Here is a 5527-nt window from a genome sequence, read left to right as displayed (position 1 = left end):
GGGTAAGGTCTTCTGGCCCTAAGCTTTATATTTAAAATTCTAAAAAGCTAATTTTAGGCAAATAGGATGTTTTGTAATATCATCTATGGTCTTATATAATAGAAAGGTATAAATAGTGAGAGTTTCTTGCCTTTGAAGGAGGACACATAGATGAAAGTGATTAAAATTTCCCCGCGCGGCTATTGTTATGGCGTTGTCGATGCCATGGTCATCGCCCGAAATGCGGCTTTAGATAAAACCTTGCCACGTCCTATTTACATTTTAGGTATGATTGTTCATAACAAACATGTAACTGATGCTTTTGAAGAAGAAGGAATCATCACGTTAGATGGCAGTAACCGTAACGAGATCATCGAACAAGTGGACAGCGGAACCGTTATCTTTACTGCTCACGGTGTTTCCCCTGAAATTCGGAAGATTGCTGAGAAAAAAGGGCTTGTTACACTCGATGCTACTTGCCCTGATGTTACCGCAACACATGACTTAATACGGGAAAAAGAAGCTGAAGGGTATCAAATTATCTATATCGGCAAAAAAGGCCACCCTGAACCAGAGGGCGCTGTTGGAGTTGCCCCCGATGTCGTTCACCTGGTTCAAAAGGATGAAGATGTTGAAGCCTTAACTTTGAACAGTGAAAAGATTATTGTGACCAATCAAACCACCATGAGTCAATGGGACGTATTGGATATCATGGATAAGGTTAAAGAAAAGTTTCCACACGCTGAAGTCCATAAGGAAATCTGTTTAGCCACACAGGTACGTCAAGAAGCAGTTGCACAGCAAGCTGGAGAAGCCGATGTTTTAATCGTTGTTGGTGATCCGAAAAGTAACAATTCTAATCGTCTTGCACAAGTATCCCAAGAAATTGCCAGCACAACCGCTTATCGCATTGCTGACATTTCCGAGCTGAACCTCGAGTGGCTAAAAGATGCAGAAACCGTTGCTGTTACTTCTGGTGCTTCTACACCAACACCGATTACAAAAGAAGTTATTGCATTCATAGAGCAATATGACCCAAATAATGAATTGACCTGGAATACGGAAAAGAAAACACCATTGCATAAAATTTTACCTAAAATTAAAGTAAAGAAATAAATTTTCAAAAAAAGGCAGCCATAGTGGTTGCCTTTTTTCGTATGTTTAAATAAATCGAAAAGGGTCGGTATTTATCTCAGATGGAATGAACTCTACATCGAAGTTTCTTTCGTGACACATTTCTTTTAGGATTCGCGCAACGCCTTTTTTCATCACTTTTTCAACATTGTGGCCAGGGTCTACAATATTCAAACCAATCATCATCGCGTCATGGGCCGTATGATAATACATATCACCTGTAACATACACATCAGCACCCTTAAATTTCGCGGTAGTAAAGTATTTATTACCGTCTCCTCCAAGAACTGCTACTTTTTTTATCGGAATATGCAAATCTCCGACGACACGTACCTTATCAACATCTAATGTTTGTTTCACATGTTCGGAAAATTGCTCAAGTGACATTTCTTCTGCAAGCACACCAATTTTACCTAATCCAAGTGATTCTCCTTTGTTCTCCAGCTTATAAATATCATAAGCGACTTCTTCATACGGATGGGCTTTAATCATCGCAGAAAGCACTTTCTTCTCGATATTTTCCGGGAATATCGTTTCAACCCGAACTTCAGCAACCGCTTCAAGCTTTCCTAGTGAGCCAATTGCCGGTTCACTGCCTTCGCCTGGTAAAAATCGTCCAGTACCTTCACCTGAAAACGAACAATAGCTGTAATTTCCGACTGCTCCTGCTCCCGCCTTACCTAAGGCTTCTCTTATCTTTTGTTCATCAGCCTTAGGCACATATACGACCAATTTCTTTAGAGCTGTTTCATGAGTAGGAATAAGTACCTCTGTATCCTGTAATTGAAGAGCATCTGCAAGTAAATCATTTACCCCGCCCTTAGCAACATCCAAATTAGTATGTGCAGCATAAACAGTAATATCATGCTTGATCAGCTTTTCTATGATACGTCCGCCAGCAACGGTTGTATCTATTTTCTTTAATGGACGGTAAATAAGGGGATGATGGGCAATGATTAGTTCCACGCCACATTCTATTGCTTCGTCCACAACCTCTTCTAGCACATCAAGGGCAATCATCACTTTTGTAACCGGCTTATTCAATTGTCCGACATGTAATCCGATTGGATCTCCCTCCATCGCATATTGCTTTGGAGAGAACTGTTCAAACATCTCAATGATTTGAAAACCATTTGCTGTCTTCACCCTTTAAGCACCTCCTCAATTACAGAAATTTGAGCTTCTAATTCATTACGCTTCGATTCTAAGCCGCTTCGGCCGCTTTCATCCAATTGTTCGATGATTCTTTCCAAATGTCTTTTCTCAAACTGCCATTTTTTTATGAAAGTGTCACTGAATTGCTTTGTCAAGAACGGCCCAAACATGAGGCCAATTTGCTTATTTACATGATAAGGTTGAAGCGGGTCCCCCTTTTCAGCAATTAAGATTTCGTAGATTTTTCCATCTTCCTCGAGGATTTCTTCTCCAGTTAATGCCCAGCCGTTATCGATTAGCCAGCTACGAACATTTGCTGCACCAACATTCGGCTGAAGGATAAGCCTCTCTGCCTTGCCCAGTTTTTCTTTTCCACTTTCCAATATACTTGAAATTAATGTCCCTCCCATGCCTGCAATCGTAATGCATGTAGCTTCATCAGGATTCAACACCTCAAGTCCATTTCCTTTACGGACCTCAATCTTGTCCTGAAGCCCTGTTATAGCCACTTGCTTGCGAGCTGACTGATATGGTCCTTCTACAACCTCCCCGGCTATAGCCTGGTCACACAGTCCATTACTCACTGCATAGCAAGGCAAGTACGCATGGTCTGAACCAATATCTGCAAGGATGCTTCCTTTTGGTATATGTATGGCAACACGTTCTAATCTCATCGATAGTTTTTCATGATTCATATTATCAACTCTCTTAACTCAAATAATGTCTTACATAGTTTAGTTTCCCATTCGATTATAACAAGTTCTATGGAAAAATTACAGAACGAGAGAAATATGGCTCTCTCTCAATCACTAGACAAAGGACAACTTCCATCATTGGAATCTTTGTTTTGCGAAAGAAAAGAAAAACTGACTCAAAAAGCTCGCCTTCCAACGATTTTTTGAATCAGTTTTCATAAATTATTTCAGTCCGTGAATATACTCGGCCATGGCATCAATGTTTTGCTCTTCGACTAAACCTGGTGGCATGGCACCTCGTCCATTAGTAATTACATTTTTAACTTCGTCTACTGATAGACGATCGCCAACTCCTTTTAGAGCTGGACCGACACCACCCTGATAGGCATCACCATGACAAGAGATACAGTTCTGCTTATAGATGTCTTCAGGTGATGCYGAGGCACTTTCTGTTTCTTCTGTCTTTGCGCCGCCTTCTTTTTCCTTAGCAAGATCTTTGGCATCACCCAAACCTTTAAACGAAAGTAAAAACATAAGTCCAATACCAAAAACCATGATAATAATAAAAGGCATTACTGGATTTTTCATAGTATTTCCTCCCCTATGTAGAACCTAAACCTACCATATTTAATATTATATACAAACAACTATATATTATTTTACTTGAAAAGAGTTTCAAGTAAAAGCCCAAAAATAGAAGATATTATATAATTTCTTAAAATTGTCAAAAATTTATGTATATTTCCAAACAGTTTTTTCTTATATATATATATATTCCATAATACCCTAAAATTTCTATTAAAACACTTTATTGTCCATTTTAATAATATTAATAAAAAGTAAAGAGTGATAATAACCCCTAGACACCCCGATATGGAAAAATAGAGCAGCTTTAGTTTTTTCCCTATTAAGATCCAGAGCCCGCAATGGATAAACAAACAAGTATTAAGAATACTTTCCTTGCCAGGGGCAATTAATTCAGTCAATTTAACTGTAAATAAAAGCATTAATAATGCCATTCCTATTAACGTCAATTGAAAAACAATCTTTTTGTTAATAAAGCGGCGAACTAACAACCCAAAGATGATGATAGAAATAGTTGTCACAACAATTTGCATTCTTATGGGTATTTCAGTAAAATAATTCAAAAATACAATAAATACAAAAAAGGCTCCTATTATCAGCCCTGAAAGAATGTCTTTTTTATCGCTTCCGGTTTTATTCGAATAAGCAGGTGGGAATTCTCCTTGACAGTATAATGCAAGTAAGTAATTACAATATTGCTCCGGAATCATATGACTTTCCTTCCAGGAGTTAATTTCTTGAATGATAATTTTCTTTCTCGTCTCATCCATGAATACACATCCTCATGCCCGTTTGTTCTTTATATCGGCTAATAAAGACATTCATTTAAGATTGATTTTAACATTTTGCTCGGCACTAAGGGGAACGTTCGTACGATACCAGTGGATACCTATGTTCCTATTAATAGATATTTAATGCACTGAATCTCGTCGCCATTATATAGATAAATACATAAATATTGTTCTTATATGTATATTTTTACATTTAATCACGTAAAAAAAGCCGCTCCCGAACGCTTGGCATTCAAAGAGTGGCTCTTGTGAAGGGCATATTTATTTCTATTCTAAGAAGTCTTTCAAGCGTTTGCTGCGACTTGGGTGTCTCAGCTTACGTAATGCTTTCGCTTCAATTTGACGGATACGCTCGCGGGTAACTCCAAACACTTTACCTACCTCTTCAAGCGTCCGTGTACGGCCGTCATCAAGTCCAAAGCGAAGTCTCAAGACATTTTCTTCACGATCTGTCAGTGTGTCTAATACGTCTTCAAGCTGTTCTTTCAATAGTTCATATGCTGCATGTTCAGATGGAGAAGTCGCGTCCTGATCTTCAATGAAGTCACCTAAGTGGGAATCATCTTCTTCACCGATTGGCGTTTCCAAGGAAACAGGCTCCTGAGCTATTTTCAAGATTTCACGAACTTTTTCCGGAGTTAAATCCATATCCTCTGCAATTTCTTCTGGAGATGGTTCACGTCCAAGATCCTGAAGAAGCTGCCTTTGAACACGAATTAATTTATTGATGGTTTCAACCATATGCACCGGGATTCGAATCGTTCTTGCCTGGTCAGCAATGGCACGAGTAATGGCCTGGCGAATCCACCAAGTTGCATACGTACTAAATTTGTATCCCTTGCGATAATCAAATTTTTCTACCGCTTTGATAAGTCCCATATTACCTTCTTGAATAAGGTCAAGGAAGAGCATACCGCGTCCAACATAACGCTTAGCAATACTGACAACTAGACGCAGGTTGGCTTCAGCTAAACGGCGTTTTGCTTCTTCATCTCCTTCTTCAATTCGCATCGCTAAAGAGATTTCCTCTTCGGCTGATAAAAGGTCAACGCGACCAATTTCCTTTAAATACATACGGACAGGGTCGTTAATCTTTACGCCAGGAGGAACACTTAAATCATTTAAGTCAAACTCTTCTTCTTTTGCAAGTTTCTTCTCATCGGGATCATCTTCATCTTCGTCTTCCTC

6 protein-coding genes are annotated in these 5527 nt (G+C 39.0%); 1 reads left to right on the top strand and 5 read right to left on the bottom strand.

The window, feature by feature from the left end; all coding sequences use genetic code 11:
* Window positions 1-150: 150 nt before the first annotated feature.
* Window positions 151-1095 (top strand): 4-hydroxy-3-methylbut-2-enyl diphosphate reductase, encoded by a 945-nt coding sequence (locus AC1DUW_RS20210; RefSeq protein ID WP_053346984.1) that lies wholly within the window; start codon window positions 151-153, stop codon window positions 1093-1095.
* 45 nt (window positions 1096-1140) lie between these two features.
* Here AC1DUW_RS20210 and AC1DUW_RS20205 read toward each other — a convergent pair whose 3' ends face one another.
* The 5 genes from AC1DUW_RS20205 to rpoD form a co-directional block, all read right to left on the bottom strand.
* Entirely contained in the window at window positions 1141-2259 is a 1119-nt protein-coding gene (locus AC1DUW_RS20205) for a Nif3-like dinuclear metal center hexameric protein (RefSeq protein ID WP_477643297.1), read from the bottom strand.
* Entirely contained in the window at window positions 2256-2963 is a 708-nt protein-coding gene (locus AC1DUW_RS20200) for a tRNA (adenine(22)-N(1))-methyltransferase (RefSeq protein WP_053346986.1), read from the bottom strand. Before AC1DUW_RS20200 ends, AC1DUW_RS20205 begins: the two co-directional genes overlap by 4 nt.
* A 222-nt stretch (window positions 2964-3185) precedes the next feature.
* Window positions 3186-3551, bottom strand: a complete 366-nt coding sequence (gene cccA, locus AC1DUW_RS20195; protein ID WP_053346987.1) for a cytochrome c550 — start codon at window positions 3549-3551, stop codon at window positions 3186-3188.
* A 71-nt stretch (window positions 3552-3622) separates the two neighbouring features.
* The gene (locus tag AC1DUW_RS20190; protein WP_477643296.1) at window positions 3623-4258 is read right to left on the bottom strand and encodes a hypothetical protein; all 636 of its coding nucleotides are present in this window, start codon (window positions 4256-4258) and stop codon (window positions 3623-3625) included.
* Window positions 4259-4606: 348 nt separating this feature from the next.
* The coding region (gene rpoD / locus AC1DUW_RS20185) for an RNA polymerase sigma factor RpoD (RefSeq protein ID WP_477643295.1) at window positions 4607-5527 on the bottom strand (921 nt) is incomplete at its 5' end.

It is taken from the genome of Peribacillus sp. P4_C12, from assembly GCF_056402095.1.
The sequence above is the reverse complement of the archived record's forward strand: the minus strand, read 5'-3'. Positions and strand labels throughout refer to the sequence as shown.

Coding starts and splice junctions, on each gene's coding strand:
- AC1DUW_RS20190 (WP_477643296.1), bottom strand. CDS start 4,258: ATGATTCCGGAGCAATATTGTAATTACTTACTTGCATTATACTGTCAA.
- AC1DUW_RS20200 (WP_053346986.1), bottom strand. CDS start 2,963: ATGAATCATGAAAAACTATCGATGAGATTAGAACGTGTTGCCATACAT.
- AC1DUW_RS20210 (WP_053346984.1), top strand. CDS start 151: ATGAAAGTGATTAAAATTTCCCCGCGCGGCTATTGTTATGGCGTTGTC.